This window comes from Streptomyces sp. NPDC031497 (genome assembly GCF_055580905.1).
In genome coordinates this window covers 44,776-65,217 of record NZ_JBVIKO010000014.1, presented here as the reverse complement: position 1 = coordinate 65,217, position 20,442 = coordinate 44,776, and the positions used below count along the sequence as shown (strand labels likewise).

The window sequence follows — 20,442 nt, the reverse complement described above, 5'->3', positions numbered from 1 at the left end:
CTGCCTGTACGACGCAGTGACGTTCATGCCCGGAGGGTGAGTTCGCATGGCCAGCACAGGAAGACGAACGGCGATCAGGAGTCTGGGGGCGCTCGCGGGTGCCGCCGCGCTCACGGTCCTCGGCGGCACGGCGCCCACTTGGGCGGCGGTCCCCGCCGGGCACCACAGCGGGTCGTCGACCGCGACGCCGATCAAGCACGTGGTCGTGCTGTTCGACGAGAACATCTCCTTCGACCACTACTTCGCGACCTACCCGAAGGCCGCGAACACCGACGGTACGAAGTTCACGGCGTCCAGCAAGACCCCGAAGGACATCGACACCGTCGCGCACGCCGGGCTGCTGACGAAGAACCCGAACCAGTACGCGCCCAAGCGGCTCTCCCCGTCGCAGGCCATGACCTGCGACCAGAACCACTCCTACGGGCCCGAGCAACTGGCGTACGACGGCGGCAAGGCCGACCAGTTCGTGCAGAACACCGAGGTTGACAAGTGCAGCGGCGGCCTGTTCGGCGAGCCGGGCCTGGTCATGGACTACTACGACGGCAACACCGTCACCGGGCTGTGGAACTACGCCCAGCAGTACGCCCTCAACGACCGTTCCTACAGCTCGGTCTACGGCCCGTCCACGCCCGGCGCGCTCAACCTGGTCTCGGGTCAGACGCACGGCGCGATCTCCGTCGACTCGGTCACCGGCAAGCAGACGTCGACGCCCGACTCGTACGCCATCGCCTCCCCGAACGCGAAGGGTGTGGGCACGGTCATCAACGACCCCGACCCGGCCTTCGACGACTGCTCCGACAAGGACCACACGAGCACCAGCGCGCTGGCCTCGCTCCAGGGCAGGAACATCGGTGACCTGCTCAACTCCAAGCGCGTGACGTGGGGCTGGTTCCAGGGCGGCTTCCGTCCGTCGACCGGCTGGGACGGCAAGTCGGCGGACTACGCCAAGTGCGACACCACGCACACCAACGTCGGCGGCGCCTCCGTGGTCGACTACAGCCCGCACCACAACCCGTTCTCGTACTACAAGTCGACGTCCAACCCGCACCACGTGGCGCCGAAGAACGTCAACGAGATCGGTCACAACGGCCAGGCCAACCACAACTACGACCTGACCGACTTCACGGCGGCCGCCAAGGCGGGCAAGCTCCCGGCCGTCAGCTTCCTCAAGGCCGGCGAGTACCAGGACGGCCACGCAGGGTACTCCGACCCGACCGACGAGCAGCACTTCCTCGTCAACGAGATCAACGCCGTCCAGAGCTCGCCGGAGTGGAAGTCCACGGCGGTCGTCGTCGCCTACGACGACTCCGACGGCTGGTACGACCACGCGTACGCCAAGCCCCGCAACGGCTCCAAGGACACCACGGTCGGCTCCAACGGCAAGGCCACGGACAGCGCGGCCTGCCAGGCGGGCCCGGCCGCGTCCGGCGGCTACGCCGACCGCTGCGGCCCCGGCACCCGGCAGCCGCTGCTGGTCATCTCGCCGTACAGCAAGGTGAACAAGGTCGACCACACGCAGACCGACCAGTCGTCCGTCATCCGCTTCATCGAGGACAACTGGCGCACCGGTCGCATCGGCGACCACTCCTTCGACGCCACCGCGGGTTCCCTGACCAACATGTTCGACTTCCGGCACCCCAACAACAAGCAGGTGCTGCTGAACGCGAACGGCTCCGTCAAGCACGTCGGCCCGATCCACCACGTGGCTCCGGTCAGCACGCACATCACGCCGGGCCCGGCGATGGTGGACACGGCCGCGACGACCGGCTCCGGCGCTTTCCCGACGCTCCCGGTGAGCCTCGGTGCGGGCGCCCTCGTGGCCGCCGGCGCCACGGGCACGTACCTGACCCTGCGCCGTAGGCAGCGCACCACGGCCTGACCTCCGCACGACCCCCGTCACCTCGGCACGGTCCGGCTCCCCGGGCCGTGCCGAGGTGCGTGCGGACATGGCCGAAATCCTTCACCCTTTCGGGCGGAACCGGGCATTCACGGAACGTCGGTCATTCCTCGGGAGTCCTGTGGGGTGAAGGGAAAGACCACAGAGCACACGGGGGTGTTCGACCTTGACCGACATCATCGACAGGATCACCGAGGACGGCGCGGGGGAAGCGGCGTCGGCTCCGGGGGAACTCGCGCCCTATGTGACGCCGTTGCCCGTCCCGCCCGTGCTGCGGCCCGGCACCGGTGACGTGCTGCGCGAGACGGAGATCGCCCTGCGCCCGACCTGGGTGCGCCTGCACCCGCAGCTCCCGCCGACCCTCATGTGGGGGTACGACGGGCAGGTGCCGGGCCCGACCATCGAGGTGCGCCGCGGGCAGCGCGTCCGCATCGCCTGGACCAACCGGATCCCCAAGGGCAGTGAGTATCCGGTCACTTCGGTGGAGGTGCCGGGCGCCGCACCGGGCACCGCACCGCCCAGCACCGAGCCCGGCCGCGCGGGCGTCGAGCCGGACAAGGACGTCGCCGCCCTGCCCGCCTGGACGGTGACCCACCTGCACGGAGCACAGACCGGCGGGGGCAACGACGGCTGGGCGGACAACGCCGTCGGCTTCGGCGACGCCCAGCTCTCGGAGTACCCGAACGACCACCAGGCGGTGCAGTGGTGGTACCACGACCACGCCATGAACATCACCCGGTGGAACGTGCACACGGGCCTGTACGGCACCTACCTCGTCCGTGACGACGAGGAGGACGCGCTCGGGCTCCCGGGCGGGGAGCGGGAGATCCCGCTGCTGCTCGCCGACCGGAACCTGGACACCGACGAGGACGGCCGGCTCAACGGTCGGCTGCTGCACAAGACGGTGATCGTCCAGCAGCGGAACCCGGAGACCGGCAAGCCGGTCACCATCCCGTTCACCGGCCCGTACACGACGGTCAACGGCCGCATCTGGCCGTACGCCGAGGTGGCCGACGCCTGGTACCGCTTCCGGCTCGTCAACGCGTCCAACGCCCGCATCTACAACCTCGTCCTGGTCGACGAGGACGGCAGCCCGGTCCCGGGCGTCATCCACCAGATCGGCAGCGACGGCGGACTGCTGCCCCGCCCGGTCCCGGTCGACTTCGACGACGCGCTGCCGACGCTGACCGTGGCCCCCGCCGAGCGCTTCGACCTGCTCGTCGACTTCCGGGGCCTGGCCGGAAAGAAGCTCCGTCTGGTCAACAAGGGGCGCAACCAGGCACCGGGGGTACCCGACCCGGCCGGTGACGTGCGCTATCCGGCGGTCCTGGAGTTCCGGGTCGGCTGCGGCGGTGAGACGGACACCTTCGAGCTGCCCGAGGTGCTCTCCGGCTCCTTCCGCCGGCTCACCCACGACGTCCCGCACGGCCACCGGCTGATCGTGCTCACCCCGCCGGCCACCAAGGGCGCCGGCGGCCACCCGGAGATCTGGGAGATGACCGAGGTCACCGACCCGGGCGGCATCCAGGTCCCCGCCGAGGGCATCATCCAGCTCACCGGGGCCGACGGCACGACGAAGACCTACCGCCGCACCTCCCGGACCTTCAACGACGCGCTGGGCTTCACCATCGCCGAGGGCTCCTACGAGCAGTGGAGCTTCCTCAACCTCGCGCCGATCGTCCACCCGATGCACATCCACCTGGCCGACTTCCAGCTGCTGGGCCGCGACGCCTACGACGTCTCGGGCTTCGACCCGGCGGTGGCCGGCACGGCCAAGCCCGTCGCCTACGACGCAACGACCCAGCTCCCGCTGGCACCCAACGAGCTGGGCCACAAGGACGTCTTCCGGGTGCCGGGCGGCCAGATCCTGCGCGTCATGGGGAAGTTCGACGGGGCGTACGGCCGGTTCATGTACCACTGCCACCTCCTGGAACACGAGGACATGGGCATGATGCGGCCGTTCGTCGTCATGCCCGAGGAGGCGATGAGGTTCGACCACGGGGCGGGCCACGGCGGCCATGGCGAGGGCCACACGGGCTGACCTTTGGCAGCAGCTCGCGTCGGCACTGCACGGTGGTGGTGCGGTGCCGACGCGAGCCGTCGCCACGGCCCCGTGCGGACTCCCGGGCGCACGCTGGTTACGATCACCGGCGGCACGGCAACGGGCGCGGATGCCGATGGCGTCCGGAGTGCTCACCCCTTAAGGAGAAACGTCCGTTGTCCCTCCAGACCGTGTCCCAGGGCAGTTACTTCGAGGCCGTCGGCGACCGCCGCTACAAGCCGACGCCGCACGCGGGCGGGGCCTGGGCCCCGGACGAGCAGCACTTCAGTCCGCTGTCGGGGCTCGTCGTGCACGCCCTCGACCGGTACCGGGCCGCGGGCCCGGACAACGGTCTGCTGCTGTCCCGGATCAGCTACGACATCCTCGGCCGCCTCGCCCTGGACGAGTGCGAGATCGAGGTGGAGACCGTCCGGCCCGGGCGGACCATCGAGCTTCTCGAAGCGGTCGTACGGATCTCCGGCCGCTCGGTCCTGCGGGCCCGCGCCTGGTACCTGGCCGAACTCGACACCACCGCGGTCGCGGGCGGCCCCGACGACCGTCTCGTCCCGCCGGACTCCCTCGCCCCGTGGCCGGCGGGCGAGCTCTGGCCCGGCGGCTACATCGACTCCGTGGAGATCCGCCCGGTCGAACCTCGACGCCCGGGCCGTACGGCCGCCTGGATCACCTCGCCCCTGGAGCTGGTCGCCGGTGTTCCGGTCGGTCCGCTCGCCTCGTATCTCACCCTGGTCGACACCGCCAACGGCATCGCCGTCCGGCAGTCCCCCACCGAGTGGATGTTCCCGAACGTCGACCTGACCATCCACCTGCACCGCCAGCCACGTGGTGTGTGGACGGGGCTGGACACCAAGGTCACCTTCGGCCCGACCGGACAGGGTCTCACCAGCACGGTCCTGCACGACGTGGACGGCCCGGTCGGACACGCGTCGCAGATCCTCACGGTCCGGCCGCTGCCGGGGGCCTAGGTCACCTGGCCGCGGCTCGCAACCGCGGCCCCTTGATGGACAGTCGGCCGCCGAGCTGCACGACCTGTGTCACGGTCGCCGAGACCAGGGTGATCGTGCGCGTGCGGGTGACCGGGCGTGAGAGCCAGCGGGGTACGGCCCCGGGGGTGACGGTGACGGTTCGGTCGGCCGGGAGCGGGCTGCCGCCGAGGCCCGTGACCCTGCCGGACAGCTTGCGGACGTACAGGGTGACCACACCGCGGGCGCCCTGGGCCTTGAGCGTCGAGGTCGTCGCCGGTCTGGCCCGCAGGCGCAGCGCCGCGCGGCCTCGGCCCGCGGTCAGGTCGAGGTCGACGGCATCCAGTGACCGCACGGTGAACCTCAGTGCCCGGACGGTGCCCGTCGCGGTGTGCACCGTGGCCGTCCCGTGGAACCTGGCGCCGCGCAGCACGAGCCGGTCGGCCCGCAGCACCCAGGAGCCCTTGGCGGCGCGGGGCGGGTGCGCGCCGAGGCGTGGCGCGTCGGCGGGCGCCGCGGACAGGCCCACGCCCGGGTGCAGGGGCCCCGGGTACAGGGACAGGGACAGGCAGGACACGGCCGCCGCGCAGGCGAGCGGCCGCAACGCCCGGGCAAGCACGGCACCGGTCGTACTCGAACGGCGCGGGCGACCGCGCCCGTCGGTGTGGGCGCTCCCGTCGGCGCGGTCGTCAGCAGTCGCCACTTCGGCCCTCCGCCGCCGGCACGGCCGTGGTCCCGCCCTCGCTCGGCGGTGTAGGCGGTTCCCCGGCTGTGGGCGGCAGCCAGGCACAGGCCAGGGAGCCGCCGATCAGGCCGGAGGCGACACCGAGGAAGAGGCCGCCGAAGTTCGCCACGGGAAAGGAGATGACGGCGAGCAGGAGGGTGGCGATCCCGGCGAAGACCCGGAGATGGGTACGGCAGCAGAGCGCGACGCCCAGGACCAGGAGCAGGATTCCGATCACCAGGGATCCGGCGCCCGATGTGGTCGACAGCGCCAGCGGGATGCCGCCCAGGTCCAGTCTCGCGTAGGGCCAGTAGAGGATGGGCAGCCCGGCGGCGAAGGTGAACAGCGCGGCCCAGAAGGGGCGTTCGCCGCGCCAGGTGCGGAACCTGCGCCGGAACTCCGGTGCCGCGGCGAGCAGTTCGCCCGGTCTGGCGAAGGGGTGGGTGATCACGCGTCCTGTCCTGATCAGTGGTCTCGTCGTCCGCCGGGTCAGGGGCATGTGCGGTTGCCCGGTTGGATGCGCACCCGCAGACCCGGGACGTTGAAGGTGCCGGCGGACAGCGCGAGGGTGTTCACCCGTACGTCGGTCAGGGTGACCGAGGTGGACTGGAGGGCGATGCCGTCCGGATTGAAGAACCGGGAGTCCCGGTCTCCGGACCTGACCGGGCCTTTGGAGACGGCGCCCTGGGCGACACCGATGTCGAGGCCGGTGAAGTTCGCGTCCGACGCCCCTTCGGCCGTCGCGTCGAGGAACAGGTCCGATGCCTCGGCCAGCCGCTGGTCGCCGCTGGTGAGCCGCAGGGTCTGCGTGCCCAGCACCGGAACGTCGACCGTGATGGCCTCGCACAGGCCGCTGACCTTCGCATGCCGGAAGCCGGTGACCACGACGGGGACGAGTTCGTGCTTCCTGGTCACGTCGATCATGCTGTAGAGGCTGACCCCACGGGCGGTCAGTGAATCAGCGGTGACCTGGAACTTCTGGCCGGAGATGAAGAACGACGCGGCGAGCACGCCCTGCGCCATGCCGATACCGACGGTGGCGCACGCGGCGACGGAGGGCACCAGGACGACCGCGAAGAGCCGCCAGCGGGTTCTCCCGGCGCGGTGCGACATCCCGTCTCCTTCAGTCGTGAGGTGATGCCCCGCCCTTACCGGACAAGGCGAGAGATGTCATGTTTGTCCGGTTATGGATCCTAGGCTTCCGGGTCGGGCGACCGGCTGCACGCCAGGGCCGCCGTTCGAGTGATGCAAGTTCTGCTGGGCCCTTCGGGCGACGGGGCCGGGGGCTCCGCGGGGTCCGCGTAGGCTTACGGGCGTTCGAAGTGGGTCAAGTGCCCATATCGCCGAGAAGGAGCAGCCCGATCGACGAGCGTCCGACCTTCGCCCAGTTGCTGCGGCGCCATCGCCGCGCGGCCCGTCTGACCCTGGAGCAGCTGGCCGACGTGTCGGGGGTCAGCGCCCGGACCCTGTCGGACATCGAGCGCGGCCGGAGCAAGGGGCCCCAGCAGCGGACCGTCACCGCCGTCGCGGACGCACTCTCGCTGGCCTACGACGCCCGGCAGCAACTCCTGCAGCTCGCGCGGGACGCCCGGCTGCGGGATCACTGGACCCGTCCGACCGGGCTGTGCGAACTCCCCCGGTCCGTCGACGACTTCACCGGCCGTGCCGCCGAACTGGCCTGGGTGGACGGGCTCGTGCGGAGCGAACTGGCGCCCGGCGTCGCCGTGGTGGGGCTCGTCACCGGCTCGGCCGGACTGGGCAAGACCACCTTCGCCATCCGCGCCGCCCACGCCGTCCGGCCGGCCTTTCCCGACGGGGTCTTCTTCCTCGACCTCTTCGGCATGTCCCAGCGGCCGCTGGCCGTCGACGACGCCCTGGCGCTGCTGCTGGGCGCGCTCGGCGTCGCGGAGCAGCAGCTGCCGGCCGACACCCACGGACGTGCCTCCCTGTACCGCTCGCTGCTGCGGAACCGGCGGGTCCTCGTCGTCCTCGACAACGCCGCGTCCGAGGAGCAGGTCCGCCCGCTGCTGCCGGGCGGGGGCACGGCCCGGGCGCTGGTCACCAGCCGGCGGCTGCTGTCCGGCCTGGAGGGCGTGCGCAGGCTCATCCTGGGCCCCCTGCAGATGCCGGAGGCCACCGAGCTGCTGACCGGCATTCTCGGCGAACGGTCCGCCACGGACGGGGAGTCGGCACTCACCCGGCTCGCGCAGCTGTGCGGCGGGCTGCCGCTGGCGCTGCGGATCATCGGCAACCGGCTGGTGAGCCGGCCCGGCTGGAGCGCCGACGAACTCGCCCACCGGCTGGCCGACGAGGAGCGCCGCCTCGACCAGTTCAGAGCCGGCGACCTCAAGATCGCCAACGCGTTCGGGATGTCGTACGAGCAACTCGCCCCCATCGCGCGGCGGATCTTCCGCAGGCTCGCCGTCGTGCCCGGGCGGGACTTCGACGCCGCCCTCGCCGCGGTGGCCGGCGGGACCTCGGCCGAGGACGCCTGGGACGCGCTCGACGACCTCGTCGACCTGGGCCTGTTGCAGGACACCGCCGCGGGCCGGTACCGCTTCCACGACCTGGTCAGGCTCTTCGCCCGGGACCGCTTGCAGCAGGAGGAGACCGCCGACGAGAGCGACGCGCTCACCGGGCGGATCACGTCCTGGCTGCTGCGTACCGCCACGACCGCGGGCGCCTGGTTCGGGCCCGTGCACGGCCGCCCGGCCGAGGAGGGCCCCGGCCCGGCCTCCCCCGCGTCCCCGGAGGAGGCCGACGAGTGGCTGCGCGCCAACGCGGACAACTGGCTGGGCGCGTTGCGGCTCGCGGCCGCCGACGGCCGGCACGCCGTGGTGCTGGACTGCGCCGAGGCGCTGGAGTGGTACTCCGACCGGTGGCTGCACGGTCCGCACTGGAACGAGGTGTTCACCCTCGGCGCGCAGGCCGCCGCCGCCCTCGGTGACCGGGCGCGGCACGCGGCCCAGCTGAACCACGTGGCCTGGGTGCACGGGGTCCAGACCCGGGACGCGGAGGCCGTCCTGCGGTACACGGCCGAGGCGATGGACCTGGCCGCCCTCAGCGGCGCGACGGCGCAGGTCGCGTGGGCGCACTGCTACGCCGTACCCGGGTACCGGCTGCTCGGGCGGCTCGACGAGGCCGCCGCGTCCGCGTCCCGGGCGGCGGAGATGTTCAAGGGCCTCGGTGACACCGACGCCTACTGCTCCAGCCTCATCAACCTCGGTCTCTGCCTGCGGGACCTGGGGCGCTACGAGGAGGCGCTGGAGAACCTGCGTGAGGTGGTCGCCCTGGCGGGCGACGAGGGATCCGGGATGACCCCGGGCACCGCGGAGTTCATCCGGCGGCACACCCTGGTCCCGCTCGGCAAGTGCCTGGCGCTGCTGGGCCGTCGTGACGAGGCCATCGCGGCGCTGGCCGAGGCCACAGCCCCCGGCGAGCGGTTCGATCCCAGCCACTGGCATGCCGACGGTCTGGAGAACCTCGCGGACCTGCTGGCCGAGGAGGGCCGGACCGGCGAGAGCAGGCGGGCCTACACACTGGCGGCCAGGATGTTCGAGGCGCTCGGCGACGCCGAGGCGCACGGCCGCTGTGCGGAGCGGGCGGCCGCCGCGCCGTGAACCACCGGGCGGCCGCCGCACCGTGAACCACCGGACGGCCGCCGCACCGTGAACCACCGGACGGCCGCCGCACCGTGAACCACCGGACGGTGTGAAGTGCCGTGGTTCTGCGTGCTGTTCTGCGTGGTCCGACCGCGCCCGCGCGGCTTGACTGGGGCGCATCGGACAGGCGTGGGGCCTGTCCCTCCAGGTCAGGGGCATCATGACGACCATCAGGAACATCGTGCTCGTACACGGTGGCTTCGTGGACGGATCGGGCTGGCAGGGCGTGCACGAGCAGCTGACCGCCGACGGCTACCGGGTCGCGATCGTCCAGAATCCGACGCTCTCGCTCGCGGGCGACGTGGCCGCCACCCACCAGGTCCTCGACGACCTCGACGGTCCCGCCGTCCTGGTCGGCCACTCCTACGGCGGTGCCGTCATCACCGAGGCGGGCCACCACCCCGGTGTCGCCGCGCTCGTCTACATCGCCGCGTTCGCCCCCGACAAGGGCGAGTCGGTCAACACGCTGGTCTCCGACCCGGCGCCCGGCGCGCCGGTGCCGCCGATCCTGCCGCCCCGGGACGGGTTCCTGTTCCTGGACCGGGAGAAGTTCGCGGCGTCCTTCGCCGCCGACGTGCCCGAGGCGCAGGCGGCGTTCATGGCCGACTCGCAGGTGCCGTGGGGCCTGGACGCGGCGGGCGGGGCGATCACCGAGCCGGCCTGGCGGGTCAAGCCGTCCTGGTACCTGGTCGCCACCGACGACCGGATGATCCCGCCGCCGGTGCAGCACACCATGGCCGAGCGCGCCGGGGCGACGGTCACCGAGACCCCGGGCAGCCACGCCGTCTACGTCTCGCGTCCGGCCTCGGTGGCGGCCGTAATCGCCCAGGCCGCCGAGGGCACCGACAAGTCCTGACCCGCGCCGAGGGTTCACGGGCAGCCTACGACCGCCTCGCCGGACGGTCCCTCGGCCCGGGCGAGGCGCACTTCCCCGCACATCACACAGGAGCCACCACATGCAGGACCGTCCCACGTTCTCGCGCCGCGGCGTGCTCGCCACCGGCGCGGCCGTAGCCGCGACGTCGGCCCTCCTCACCCCGTCCGTCGCCACCGCCGCGACCGCCGAACGGAGCACCTCCAAGGTCAGGCCGACCGTCGTGCTGGTGCACGGCGGGTTCGCCGACGCCTCCGGCTGGAACGGCGTCATCGCCGAGCTCCAGCACGCCGGTTACGAGTGCCTCGCGCCCGCCAACCCGCTGCGCGGCCTGCCCACGGACGTCCCCTACCTGGCCAGCGTCCTCGCCTCGGTCCAGGGCCCGATCGTCCTGGTCGCGCACTCCTACGGCGGCGCCGTCATGACCAACGCGGCCGCCGGCAACGACAACGTCGAGGCGCTGGTCTACATCGCCTCGTTCGCCCCCGCCGAGGGCGAACAGCTCGGCGTCCTGCTCAACAAGTACCCGGGCTCCCTGATCGCCGACGCGGCCGAGGCGGTGCCCTTCACCAACGCCGACGGCACCACCGGAACCGACCTCTACCTGACGGCGGACAAGTTCCGGGCGGCCTTCTGCGCCGACCTGCCCGTCGCCACCACGCGGCTGATGCAGGCGACCCAGCGGCCCTTCAGCGCCTCCTCGCTGACCGATGTCACGCAGGCGGCCGCCTGGCGCACCATCCCGTCCTTCGGCCTGGTGGCCGGTGCGGACAAGGCCATCCCGCCGGCCCTGGAGCGGTTCTTCTACGAGCGCGCCAAGGCCAGGAAGGTCATCGAGGTGCCGGGCGCGTCCCATGTGCCGATGATCAGCCACCCGAAGACCACGGCCCGCTTCGTCGAGACGGCCATCAAGACCGTCTGCTGACCTGAGCCGGCCCTTCACGGCCCCGGCCCGCGGTCCGCGGGCCGGGGCCTCGCTGCCTTCAGTTCCCGGGCTCTGCCTCGGCCGGCGCCTCGGAGGCGCTTTCCGCGGGCCTGCGCTGTACGGCGCGGACCGGGATCGACAGCAGCCACCAGTACTTGGCGAGGCCCGGTGACCAGAACGCCATCGGGATCGCCGTGGCGAAGACCAGGACGACCAGGAGGTTGCCGCGGACCACCTTCCGCAGCCGCCCGGGCTCCGCGTCCGGGGTGGCCAGCGCGGGTGCGGTCAGCAGCCGCAGGTACATCGCGCACAGGAGGCCGAGGGACAGGGCGATCGCGCCCGAGTAGCAGGCCGTCGCCGTGGTCGTCTCGCCGTACTCGCTGAGCAGCTTGGTCGGGAAGGGCAGCGCGGCCACGACCGCGAGCAGGGCGAAGTACAGGTAGAGCAGCCAGCGGTCGACGTCGGCGATCAGCGTGAACAGGGCGTGCTGGGTGAGCCAGAGCGCGCCGATGACGGCGAAACTCAGCAGGTACGCGCCGATCGCGGGGAACACCTCCCGCACGGCGTGGGCGACTTCGGAGTCGTGCAGGCCCTCGGGGACGGTGATGTCGAGGGCGAGCAGGGTGATGGCGATGGCGAACACGGCGTCGCCGAGCATCGCCAGCCGTTCCGGTGCCACGGAGACCTCGCGGCGACGGAGGGCAAAGGGGCGGGACTGGTTCATGAAAGCGGTACCACGGCATTCCTCGGCGTACGGGACGACGGAAGGACTACCACACCGCGGTGTACGCCAGGAGCGGGAACGGCCCCGACGTGGGACGGCCTTGACCAACGGCCGTCCCACGCCCGGGCGTACGGGCCGGTGTGCGTCAGCCGATGATGCGGTGGGTGGTCCAGAACGACGTCAGGTCCGTGGTCGTGGCGGCCTGTGCGGCGGCCTTGAACTCGGCCGTGGTCGAGACGCCGTACCAGTGCGAAGTGGCGTAGTCCTTCAGGAGTTTGGCCATCACGGTGTCACCCAGGGTGCGGCGCAGATCGTGCAGGGCGCACTTGCCGTAGCCGTAGACGACGGTGGAGTAGCGGGACGAGTGGGCGTCCCAGTAGGCCATCGAGTTGGTGATGTTCTCCGCGGACGAGGCCCAGGAGACGCTGTTCCAGCAGTTCGTGCCGGTGCTGCCCAGGGCCAGGTCGGTGGCGTAGTCGGTGAACGCCTCGTCCAGCCAGGGGCTGTTGTACTCGTCGTCGCCGACGATGCCGTAGAACCACTGGTGGCCGATCTCATGGGTGAGCGCCGTGGTGCTGACCAGGTCGAGGACGAACCCGGGGTACTCCATGCCGCCGAACCAGAAGTTGTTGTCGATGACGGCGTCCAGCTCGCCGTACGGGTAGGCGCCGAAGCGGCCCGCGTGGGCGTCGACGGCGGTCTTCGCGGTGGTGAGCATGGACTGCGCGCTGGACGAACTGATGCCGGAGACCGAGTAGATGTTGATCGGGGTGCCCGCCGTCGAGGTGCCCGAGATCTTGGTGAACGGGCCCGCCGCCCACGCGAAGTCGCGGACCTTGGACGCGGTGGCCGTGGTGACCGTGCGTCCGCTGGTGCCGGGGGTGTCGACCGAGGTGCCGGTGGCCGGGACCAGCAGGGTGGTCGGGTGGTCGAGGGTCACCTTGAAGTCGGCGGCCAGGGAGTAGAAGGACTCACCGTTGTTCGTGTACGGGTCCAGGTGCCAGCCCGAGCCGTCCTTGACCGCGAGGACCGGCAGCGCGTTGCCGATCATACTGAAGGCGCCGTCGTAGCCGAACCGGTCGGCGCCGCTCGGGACGGTGATCCCGAGGTCGAAGCCGATCGTGGTCGACTGGCCCTGCGCCAGCGGGGTCGGCAGCGCGATCTGGAGGGCCGTGCAGGCGACCGAGAGGGCGCCCGCGGTGCCGCCGGTGACATTGGTGACCGTGATCGGCGGCGCGGAGCAGGTGCCGTGGTAGTTGTCCCACAGCCGCAGGTACACCTCGGTGAGCGGGGTGGCCGAGGCGTTGGTGAAGGTCGTGCTCTCGTGTCCGGTCCAGACGGTACCGGCGGTGTTGCTGCTGAGACTGACGGTGTACGACGGGGCGGCCGGCGTGCGCGTCGAGTCGGCCGGCGGCGCGGTGTCGCCGGAGGTGTTGAGGGCGATGTCGTCCAGGACAAAACTCGTCTGGAGGCTGGAGTCCTCGACACCGCTGAAGGCGAGGCTCACGGTCTGGCCCGCGAACGACGACACGTCGAACGATTTCTGGACGTAGCCGGTGGCCTTGTTCAGGTTCGAGTAGGTCGCGAGGGTCGTGCTGCCGATCTTCGCCGTGAGCTTGTCGTAGGCGGTGGACGAGGTCGTCTCGGCGGTGTCGATGTGCAGCCAGAAGGTGAGGGTGGCGCTGCTGCACCCGGACGGGACGGTGACGCTCTGGCTCAGCGTGTCGGTGTGCGTGCCGCCGGTGCCGTCCAGCCAGGCGAAGCTGGTGCCGCCGTGGGCGCTCTGCCCGGTGCGGCTGGTGATCACACTGGTCGAGGACTGGGTCCAGGACGAAGTGCCGCTCTCGAAGCCGCCGTTGGCGACCACTTGGGTCGGAGTGCAGGCCGCCTCCTCGGCGGCCGACGCCGTGCTGCCGGGGAGCAGGGCCGCGGCCAGCGCCGCGATGGCCAACGCACTGGTGACGAAGGCCTTGTGGGGGGTCGATCTCACACGAAACTCCTTTGCGGCGACCGGGATCCCGGTCTGCTCGGTGCCCGCCCGCCCGGCAGGGGTGTGCCGGGGAGCGGTCACAGGTCACGCGTTACGAGTGGTGCGAGTCCGAAGCCTGACAGAATTGACCAGGCCATGTCACTAAGGGATAACCCGCGCGTCAGGGATGGTCCGCGCAGCACGGGGTGGGGTTGGGGACCTCGAACGGGGCCAGCAGGCCGCCCGCGGCCGGGACCAGGGGCAGGGTGAGGACGCCGTCCCGCCACTCCGGGCGGACGTGATCCTGCGTCAGGATCCCGGTGGCGGGCGGGAGTTCGGCGGCCGGCGCGCCGAGTACCACCAGGCGTTCGATGGCGGTGCGGTCGAGTATGGCGCCCGCGGTGACCGTGCCGGTGAGGTGCCGCACGCCCGGGTAGACCACGGCCCGGCCGGAGGCGCGGGGTGCGGCGGCCGCCCGGCGGGCGGCGTCCACCGCGTCGCCCGGGCCGTGGGTGCGGTCGGCCAGGGCGAGGCCGGTGCCCTCCGGCACCGCCGTCAGCAGCTCCTGCCACACCGCGTCCGGGTCCGGGACCGCCAGCGACACCGCCGCACCCCGGCGTTCGCCGGTGCGGTACAGGTGGGTGCAGGCGAACACGCCTTCCGTGAGCGCCAGTCGGCCCAGCAGCTCATGGATCAGGTGGTCGGCCTCGCGCAGGGTCGCCGAACCGGCGTCCACCCCGATGACGGAGTGGACGCCGGAGGCGTGATGCAAGGAGGTCATGCGGGCAGGACCCACATGGGGTTGGAGTAGAACCAGAGGTCCTTCCACGGGTCCGCGTCGCCGAGGACGTCGATGGCCGGGCCCGCCGGGTCCACGGCGGCACCGTGGATGCCGACCGCCGAGCGGTTGCCGTCGCTGCCGCGCAGCCGGACGTAGACCGGCTTGTCGAGGCGGCCGAGGGAATACGTCAGCTTGACCGAGCCGGTCGACTTGTTGACCTCGAAGGACTTCACGACCTTGGTGGCAGGCGTGGCGAACGTGTCCTTGTCGGAGACCGCGCCGGTGACATCGCCCTGGATGACGTCGACACGGGCCAGGGCCGGCACGAACTGCGCCCAGTTGGGGCCGTTGGCGAGGCTGATCTCGATGACCAGGTCGACCTTGCTGCCCTTGCGGACCTGGAGCACCCCGCCCAGGGTCACCTCGCGGGAGCCGGAGCGCAGCTGGGCGTTCAGGCCGCTGATCAGGCCGCCGTGGTCGACCCAGACCCGGCCGGCCCGGATGCCGTCCATGACCGCCTTGTAGGAGAAGGAGGAGGCGCCGACGTGGGTCCGGGAGTACTGGCCGGGCCAGAAGTCGGTATCGGTGAGGCTGATGGCACCGCCGTAGACCGGGTCGTTGTAACGGCCGTTGGCGTTGAAGTCGCTGTTCGGACCGCGGACGGCGGCGTCGGCGTACACGTTGTGGGAGTCGGAGTTGGCGGTGATCCACCACGGCTTGCCCTCGGCGAGCAGGCTGTCCCACAGTCCGCCCACGGTGGCGGTCATCCAGTCGAAGCCGCCCCAGGTGCGGTAGCTCTCCAGCGGGTAGCCGGCGAAGGAGTCGGCGCTCGGGCTGTTGTCGTAGATGCCGCGGGCCGAGCCGGGGCCGTTCGGCTTGGGCAGGCCGCCCGCCTGGTGGCCGGGGGCACCCTCGAAGCCGACCGCGATCGACGGCTGGGCGTCGCGCCAGGCGCGGATCTCGTGCGGGGAGTCGATGCCCTTGCGCGCCGGGTGGTTGGCGAGGAACAGCGCGTCCTTGACCTTGCGGCGCTGCACCTGCTCGGCGAGGAAGTTGAGGCCGGAGATGGCCAGCGCCTCGTTCGCGGAAGTGCTCGCGGAGGCGCCCTTCACCGAGCCGTCGAAGGAGTTCTCGAACTCCTTCAGCACGGCCACCTCGTTCTTGCCGGGGTGGACGAAGACCGTGCCGTGCTCGGCGGCCGGGATGTTCCACTCCAGGCCCTGGAAGACCAGGGTGTCGTCGATCTCCTCACGGGTGGCGACGATGTCCGGGTTGACCTTCTCGACACCGATCTTGGCGTGCGCCTCGCTGCCGTGGTCGGTGATGACCATCCAGTCCAGGCCGTTCGCGTTCCCCTGCCGGACGTGGTCGACGACCCGGTACTTGGCGTCCGAGCTGTACTGGGTGTGGATGTGGTGGTCACCGGCCAGCCACAGGTAGCCGCCGGAGCGGCCGCTCTGGGAGTGCGAGGAGGAGACCGAGGCGGCGGCCTGACCCGCGCCGGCGAGGACACTGCCGGCCGCGAGGCCCGCGCCGAGCAGACCGGTGCGGCGCAGCATCGAGCGGCGGGAGAGCTGACCGGGCGTCAGCTCCTCGTCGGGGACCGACAGATCGAGGGCGGGCGGCAGCGACGAGGCGTCGGCGTCCGTGTGGTGATGGTGGTGATGATGACCGTGGTCGTGGCTGTGACCGTGGCTCATGCGCGAACTCCCGCGGGCGGTCGGGACGGGGGGTGACTCCAGGACGTGCAGAGTCTGCGAAGGTCGCGTGAACAACGGGAGTCGGGGTCATGGTGAGGTAAAGAACCGCTGATGTGCAGCAAACTACGGGGAGTTGAAACGTAAAGCCGCGCACGCGGACGGTAAAGCCGACCGCGTCGGCCGTGCGGCCGCACACGCGTGGACCGTCCGGCCGCACACGCGTGGAGCGTGTGGCCGTACGCGAAGACGCCCGGGCCGGCCGATGTGGCCGGCCCGGGCGTCGGGCACCGGGTTTCGCCGGGATCAGACCAGGTCGAACCGGTCCGCGTTGGCGACCTTCGTCCAGGCGGCGACGAAGTCCTTCACGAACTTCTCCTTGGCGTCATCGCTCGCGTAGACCTCGGCGACCGCGCGCAGCTCGGAGTTGGAGCCGAAGACCAGGTCGGCACGGGTGCCGGTCCACTTGACCGCGCCGGTGGCCAGGTCACGGCCCTCGAAGGTGGTCTGGTCCTCGGAGGTCGACTTCCACTCCGTGCCGTAGTCCAGCAGGTTGGCGAAGAAGTCGTTGGTCAGCACGCCCGGGGTCTCGGTGAGCACACCGTGCTTCGACCCACCCTGGTTGGCGCCGAGCACGCGCAGACCGCCGACCAGGACGGTCAGTTCGGGGGCGCTGAGACCGAGCAGGTTGGCGCGGTCCAGGAGCAGGTACTCGGCCGGCAGGCGGTTGCCCTTGCCGAGGTAGTTGCGGAAGCCGTCGGCCGTCGGCTCCAGGGCGGCGAAGGACTCGGCGTCCGTGTGCTCGTCGGTCGCGTCGACCCGGCCCGCGGTGAAGGGCACCTCGATGTCGACGCCGGCGTCCTTGGCGGCCTTCTCCACGGCGGCGGCACCGCCGAGGACGATCAGGTCGGCGAGGGAGACCTTCTTGGCGCCGGAGTTGAACTCCTGCTGGACGCCCTCCAGGACGCGCAGCACCTGCGCCAGCTCGTCGGGGTCGTTGGCCTCCCAGCCGCGCTGCGGCTCCAGACGGATCCGGGCACCGTTGGCACCGCCGCGCTTGTCGCTGCCGCGGTACGTCGAGGCCGACGCCCACGCGGTGGAGACCAGCTGCGAGACCGTCAGGCCCGAGTCGAGGAGCTTGGCCTTGAGGGCCGTGACGTCGGCGGCGTCGATGACCTCGCCCTCGGCCGCCGGCAGCGGGTCCTGCCACAGCAGGGTCTCCGCCGGGACCTCCGGGCCGAGGTACAGGGACTTCGGGCCCATGTCACGGTGGGTCAGCTTGTACCAGGCACGGGCGAAGGCGTCCGCGAACTCCTGCGGGTTCTCGTGGAACCGGCGGGAGATGGGCTCGTAGATCGGGTCGAAGCGCAGCGACAGGTCGGTGGTGAGCATCGTGGGCAGACGCTTCTTCGACGGGTCGTGCGCGTCGGGGATGATCGCCTCGGCGTCCTTGGCGACCCACTGCTTGGCGCCGGCCGGGGACTCGGTCAGCTCCCACTCGTAGCCGAAGAGGATGCTGAAGAAATCGTTGCTCCACCGGGTGGGCTTGGTGGTCCAGGTGACCTCGAGGCCGCTGGTGATCGCGTCCCCGCCCTTGCCGGTGCCGTAGGTGCTCTTCCAGCCGAGGCCCTGCTGCTCGATCGGCGCGCCCTCGGGGTCGGCGCCCACGTTCTCCGCGGGGCCGGCGCCGTGGGTCTTGCCGAAGGTGTGGCCACCGGCGATGAGGGCGACGGTCTCCTCGTCGTTCATCGCCATGCGGCGGAAGGTCTCACGGATGTCGCGGGCCGCGGCGATCGGGTCCGGGTTGCCGTTGGGGCCCTCCGGGTTGACGTAGATGAGGCCCATCTGGACGGCGCCGAGCGGGCTCTCCAGGTCACGGTCGCCGGTGTAGCGCTGGTCGTCCAGCCAGACCTTCTCGGGACCCCAGTAGACGTCCTCCTCCGGCTCCCAGACGTCCTCGCGGCCGCCGCCGAAGCCGAAGGTCTCGAAGCCCATCGACTCCAGGGCCACGTTGCCGGTGAGGATCATCAGGTCGGCCCAGGAGATGGCCTGGCCGTACTTCTTCTTGACCGGCCACAGCAGCCGGCGGGCCTTGTCCAGGTTGCCGTTGTCCGGCCAGCTGTTGAGCGGGGCGAAGCGCTGCTGGCCGGCGCCGGCGCCGCCGCGGCCGTCGGAGATGCGGTAGGTGCCCGCGCTGTGCCAGGCCATCCGGATCATCAGCGGGCCGTAGTTGCCGAAGTCGGCCGGCCACCAGTCCTGGGAAGTGGTGAGCACCTCCGCGATGTCCCGTTTCACGGCCGCGAGATCAAGGCCCTGGAACGCCTCGGCGTAGTCGAAGCCCTCGTCGAGCGGGTTCGCGACGGCGGGGTTCTTGGCAAGGATCTTCAGGTTGAGGCCCTCGGGCCACCACTGGCGGTTGCCGCCGCCCTGGGTGGGGTGCGGGGCACGGTCGTGCGCGACCGGGCACTTGCCCGCGGTGTTCTCCTGGGTCTCCGACATGGGGGAAATCCTTCCGGAAGGGGCGGATCAACGTTCTCAGGAATTACTGACGGTGGAGCAGGCGGGGCACAGGCCCCAGTAGATGACCTCGGCCTCGTCGATGGCGAAGCCGTGGTCGTCCGAGGCGGTCAGGCACGGGGCGTCGCCGACCGCGCAGTCGACGTCGGCGACGGCGCCGCACGACCGGCACAGGACGTGGTGGTGGTTGTCGCCGACGCGCCCCTCGAACCGGGCCGGGCTGCCGGCCGGTTCGATACGGCGTACGAGTCCTGCCGTGGTGAGCGCGTGCAGCGCGTCGTACACGGCTTGGAGCGATATGTGGCCTACGCGTTCACGGACGCCCGAGGCGACCCCTTCGACGTCGAGATGGTCGCCGTGGCGAACGGTCTCCAGCAGCGCGACGCGGGCGGCCGTCACCCGCAGGCCGGCACCACGCAGCTCGTCGGCGGTGGTCGGGGGCTGGGATGCGGTCATGACGCCAACCTATCCTCATAAACACGAGTGATTCAAGAAAACAAACCGTTCAAGTTTGGTGCCGAAGGGGACAACTCCCACCTCCCGGCCACCACCCCTGCGTGGACTTTGCCATCTCTTTACAACCCGTCCCGGTGCCGGGTCGTCTCTCCGCTCGATCCGTTACTCAGCCCGCCCTGACCACCGCGGGCCGACGAAAGAGAGCGTCTCCATGCGCCGAACTGTCCTGACCGCCACGGCACTCGCCTGCACCGCCGTCCTGGCCGGCACCGTGCCCGCGTTCGCCGACGGCAGCAGCCCGAGCCCGGTCCCCACCGTGGCACCGTCCGCCGCCCCCTCCGCGGAACCCTCCGCCGTCCCGTCCCAGGCGCCGTCCGCCGAGCCCACCCGGGCCTCGACCCCCGCACCGACCCGGGACAGCGGCCAGGTCGCGGCCGTGCCCCAGGGCGCGCCCGACACCGGGGTGGCGGAGCCGTCCTCGGACTCCGGGACCGAGAGCGCCCTGATCGGCGGCGGCGCTGCGGCGGCGCTCGCCGCGGGCGCCGTGGTGTTCGCCGTGCGTCGCCGCCGGGCGACCGGGGCATGACCTCGCTCTCCAGGCGCGCCTTCGTCACCGCCGCGACGGCCTCGCTGCTGGCGGGCTGTGCGGGCCAGGCGGCCCACTCGACGGCCACCACCGTCCGCCGCGAGCAGCCGCCGGCGCCCTCGCCGTCCGCCACGCCGACCGCGCTCGGGCGTTCCGTGCCGGTCCGGCTGCGGATCCCGGCGATCGGCGTCGACACCCCGCTGCTGCGGCTGGGTCTGGCGGCCGACGGCACCGTGGAGGTACCGCCGATCACCGCGCACGACCGGGCAGGCTGGTACCGCCACTCCCCCACCCCGGGGCAGGTCGGCCCGTCGGTGATCCTCGGCCATGTCACGGTCGGCTCCTACGGTGACGGCGTCTTCCGCCGGCTCGCGGAGCTGCACCGGGGCGAGCAGGCCGTGGCGCGTCTGGAGAACGGCCGGTCGGCGGTGTTCACCGTCGACGAGGTGCGTACGGTCGCCAAGGCGAAGTTCCCGACCGAGGACGTGTACGGGGACGTGGACCGCCCGGAGCTGCGGCTGATCACCTGCGGCGGCCCGCGGGGCGGCGACGGCTACCTCGACAACGTGATCGTCTTCGCCACGCTGACCGGCACGACGGCCTGACCCG

17 protein-coding genes are annotated in these 20,442 nt (G+C 71.5%); 8 read left to right on the top strand and 9 right to left on the bottom strand.

All coding sequences use genetic code 11. The features are described 5' to 3' along the window. Positions 1-46: 46 nt before the first annotated feature. The 3 genes from ACZ5K7_RS27035 to ACZ5K7_RS27025 all read left to right on the top strand — a co-directional run bounded on the left by ACZ5K7_RS27035 (position 47) and on the right by ACZ5K7_RS27025 (position 4,921). On the top strand, positions 47-1,879 hold the full coding sequence (locus ACZ5K7_RS27035) for a phospholipase C (protein ID WP_468917026.1): 1,833 nt from the start codon (positions 47-49) through the stop codon (positions 1,877-1,879). A 184-nt stretch (positions 1,880-2,063) separates the two neighbouring features. Then, a complete protein-coding gene (gene phsA / locus ACZ5K7_RS27030; RefSeq protein WP_468917023.1) occupies positions 2,064-3,938 on the top strand; it encodes an O-aminophenol oxidase PhsA in 1,875 nt (624 codons plus the stop codon). Between the two features lie 191 nt (positions 3,939-4,129). After that, complete coding sequence (locus ACZ5K7_RS27025) at positions 4,130-4,921, top strand: thioesterase family protein (protein WP_468917336.1); 792 nt, start codon at positions 4,130-4,132, stop codon at positions 4,919-4,921. A 1-nt stretch (position 4,922) separates the two neighbouring features. On the opposite strand, the gene ACZ5K7_RS27020 is transcribed toward ACZ5K7_RS27025, so the two are convergent. The 3 genes from ACZ5K7_RS27020 to ACZ5K7_RS27010 are packed head-to-tail and all read right to left on the bottom strand — an operon-like array spanning position 4,923 to position 6,755. Beyond that, positions 4,923-5,621 (bottom strand): hypothetical protein, encoded by a 699-nt coding sequence (locus ACZ5K7_RS27020; RefSeq protein ID WP_468917020.1) that lies wholly within the window; start codon positions 5,619-5,621, stop codon positions 4,923-4,925. Continuing rightward, positions 5,608-6,093 (bottom strand): DUF6114 domain-containing protein, encoded by a 486-nt coding sequence (locus ACZ5K7_RS27015; RefSeq protein WP_468917017.1) that lies wholly within the window; start codon positions 6,091-6,093, stop codon positions 5,608-5,610. The genes ACZ5K7_RS27020 and ACZ5K7_RS27015 overlap by 14 nt, the downstream gene beginning before the upstream one ends. Positions 6,094-6,131: 38 nt before the next feature. Then, positions 6,132-6,755, bottom strand: a complete 624-nt coding sequence (locus ACZ5K7_RS27010) for a DUF6230 family protein (protein WP_351696632.1) — start codon at positions 6,753-6,755, stop codon at positions 6,132-6,134. A 218-nt stretch (positions 6,756-6,973) separates the two neighbouring features. Between ACZ5K7_RS27010 and ACZ5K7_RS27005 the strand changes: the two genes are divergently transcribed. The 3 genes from ACZ5K7_RS27005 to ACZ5K7_RS26995 all read left to right on the top strand — a co-directional run bounded on the left by ACZ5K7_RS27005 (position 6,974) and on the right by ACZ5K7_RS26995 (position 11,103). Next, a complete protein-coding gene (locus ACZ5K7_RS27005) occupies positions 6,974-9,262 on the top strand; it encodes a tetratricopeptide repeat protein (protein ID WP_468917014.1) in 2,289 nt (762 codons plus the stop codon). A 202-nt stretch (positions 9,263-9,464) separates the two neighbouring features. Continuing rightward, the gene (locus ACZ5K7_RS27000; protein WP_450971941.1) at positions 9,465-10,160 is read left to right on the top strand and encodes an alpha/beta fold hydrolase; all 696 of its coding nucleotides are present in this window, start codon (positions 9,465-9,467) and stop codon (positions 10,158-10,160) included. Positions 10,161-10,260: 100 nt separating this feature from the next. Beyond that, positions 10,261-11,103, top strand: coding sequence for an alpha/beta fold hydrolase (locus tag ACZ5K7_RS26995; protein ID WP_468917011.1), 843 nt, complete (start codon positions 10,261-10,263; stop codon positions 11,101-11,103). A 58-nt stretch (positions 11,104-11,161) separates the two neighbouring features. Here ACZ5K7_RS26995 and ACZ5K7_RS26990 read toward each other — a convergent pair whose 3' ends face one another. From ACZ5K7_RS26990 to ACZ5K7_RS26965, 6 genes are all read right to left on the bottom strand, one after another. Continuing rightward, positions 11,162-11,827, bottom strand: coding sequence for a TMEM175 family protein (locus ACZ5K7_RS26990; protein WP_351696640.1), 666 nt, complete (start codon positions 11,825-11,827; stop codon positions 11,162-11,164). Positions 11,828-11,972: 145 nt separating this feature from the next. Continuing rightward, a complete protein-coding gene (locus tag ACZ5K7_RS26985) occupies positions 11,973-13,817 on the bottom strand; it encodes a M1 family aminopeptidase (RefSeq protein ID WP_351696641.1) in 1,845 nt (614 codons plus the stop codon). 160 nt (positions 13,818-13,977) lie between these two features. Beyond that, positions 13,978-14,577 carry a hypothetical protein gene (locus ACZ5K7_RS26980; protein ID WP_468917007.1) on the bottom strand — a complete coding sequence of 200 codons (600 nt, stop codon included), beginning with the start codon at positions 14,575-14,577 and terminating at the stop codon, positions 13,978-13,980. Next, entirely contained in the window at positions 14,574-16,277 is a 1,704-nt protein-coding gene (locus ACZ5K7_RS26975) for a PHP domain-containing protein (RefSeq protein ID WP_468917004.1), read from the bottom strand. The genes ACZ5K7_RS26980 and ACZ5K7_RS26975 overlap by 4 nt, the downstream gene beginning before the upstream one ends. Before the next feature lie 303 nt (positions 16,278-16,580). Beyond that, positions 16,581-18,773 (bottom strand): catalase/peroxidase HPI, encoded by a 2,193-nt coding sequence (katG, locus tag ACZ5K7_RS26970; protein ID WP_351696649.1) that lies wholly within the window; start codon positions 18,771-18,773, stop codon positions 16,581-16,583. Positions 18,774-18,809: 36 nt separating this feature from the next. Next, on the bottom strand, positions 18,810-19,247 hold the full coding sequence (locus ACZ5K7_RS26965; RefSeq protein WP_351696652.1) for a Fur family transcriptional regulator: 438 nt from the start codon (positions 19,245-19,247) through the stop codon (positions 18,810-18,812). Between the two features lie 211 nt (positions 19,248-19,458). Here ACZ5K7_RS26965 and ACZ5K7_RS26960 point away from each other — a divergent pair, with 211 nt between their 5' ends. Both ACZ5K7_RS26960 and ACZ5K7_RS26955 read left to right on the top strand, forming a co-directional pair. Then, positions 19,459-19,833 carry a sortase-dependent protein gene (locus ACZ5K7_RS26960; protein ID WP_351696655.1) on the top strand — a complete coding sequence of 125 codons (375 nt, stop codon included), beginning with the start codon at positions 19,459-19,461 and terminating at the stop codon, positions 19,831-19,833. Further along, a complete protein-coding gene (locus tag ACZ5K7_RS26955; RefSeq protein WP_351696657.1) occupies positions 19,830-20,438 on the top strand; it encodes a class F sortase in 609 nt (202 codons plus the stop codon). The genes ACZ5K7_RS26960 and ACZ5K7_RS26955 overlap by 4 nt, the downstream gene beginning before the upstream one ends. Positions 20,439-20,442: the final 4 nt, after the last annotated feature.

Bases quoted from the DNA above. Each gene is read 5' to 3' on its own strand.
- ACZ5K7_RS27035 (WP_468917026.1), top strand. From the start codon at position 47: ATGGCCAGCACAGGAAGACGAACGGCGATCAGGAGTCTGGGGGCGCTC.
- ACZ5K7_RS27010 (WP_351696632.1), bottom strand. From the start codon at position 6,755: ATGTCGCACCGCGCCGGGAGAACCCGCTGGCGGCTCTTCGCGGTCGTC.
- ACZ5K7_RS27000 (WP_450971941.1), top strand. From the start codon at position 9,465: ATGACGACCATCAGGAACATCGTGCTCGTACACGGTGGCTTCGTGGAC.
- ACZ5K7_RS26995 (WP_468917011.1), top strand. From the start codon at position 10,261: ATGCAGGACCGTCCCACGTTCTCGCGCCGCGGCGTGCTCGCCACCGGC.
- ACZ5K7_RS26990 (WP_351696640.1), bottom strand. From the start codon at position 11,827: ATGAACCAGTCCCGCCCCTTTGCCCTCCGTCGCCGCGAGGTCTCCGTG.
- ACZ5K7_RS26980 (WP_468917007.1), bottom strand. From the start codon at position 14,577: ATGACCTCCTTGCATCACGCCTCCGGCGTCCACTCCGTCATCGGGGTG.
- ACZ5K7_RS26975 (WP_468917004.1), bottom strand. From the start codon at position 16,277: ATGAGCCACGGTCACAGCCACGACCACGGTCATCATCACCACCATCAC.
- katG (WP_351696649.1), bottom strand. From the start codon at position 18,773: ATGTCGGAGACCCAGGAGAACACCGCGGGCAAGTGCCCGGTCGCGCAC.
- ACZ5K7_RS26965 (WP_351696652.1), bottom strand. From the start codon at position 19,247: ATGACCGCATCCCAGCCCCCGACCACCGCCGACGAGCTGCGTGGTGCC.
- ACZ5K7_RS26960 (WP_351696655.1), top strand. From the start codon at position 19,459: ATGCGCCGAACTGTCCTGACCGCCACGGCACTCGCCTGCACCGCCGTC.
- ACZ5K7_RS26955 (WP_351696657.1), top strand. From the start codon at position 19,830: ATGACCTCGCTCTCCAGGCGCGCCTTCGTCACCGCCGCGACGGCCTCG.